The organism is Terrabacter sp. 2RAF25 (assembly GCF_052115265.1).
In the GTDB taxonomy this organism is placed as follows: domain Bacteria; phylum Actinomycetota; class Actinomycetes; order Actinomycetales; family Dermatophilaceae; genus Terrabacter.
The window spans coordinates 1-417 of sequence record NZ_JBFRGJ010000062.1 but is presented as its reverse complement, the minus strand read 5'-3'; the positions used below and the strand labels follow the sequence as shown (position 1 = coordinate 417).

Sequence of the window (417 nt, the reverse complement as noted above, 5' to 3'; positions counted from 1 at the left end):
GGACGGAGTGACAACCGTTTACCAAGCAATCAGCGATGGAAACGCGGCTCTTAACACTGAAGCCAACAAGATCTGTGCCGAGGAAAATACCTAAGTGGCTATCGTTGATTGGATGGTTGGGTCGGTGGACGGTTATCTCGATAACGTGGGTCAGACCAACTTTGGCGTCCTTGCCAGTCCAGTTGGCGTGATTGGAAGTCTACTGGCGACGTTGGCGGTCGCCCTAGTTGCGATGAATGGCATTTTGCAGTATCGGGCGGTGGATTTCCGCACTACGATCATAACCATCATAAAATTATCACTCGTCGCAATCTTCTCGGTAAATTGGGCGCAATTTAACTTAGTAACAAACGCTCTTATTTCAACGAGCGAAAGCTTGGCAGGATTGTTGATGTCGTCTCTTGGTGGCACCAGCGA

General features: G+C 49.4%; 1 protein-coding gene. It reads left to right on the top strand.

The genetic code is table 11. The features are described 5' to 3' along the window. Positions 1–94: 94 nt before the first annotated feature. Positions 95–417 (top strand): hypothetical protein (locus tag AB4091_RS21950; protein WP_442295049.1); only part of this gene is annotated, 323 nt, incomplete at its 3' end.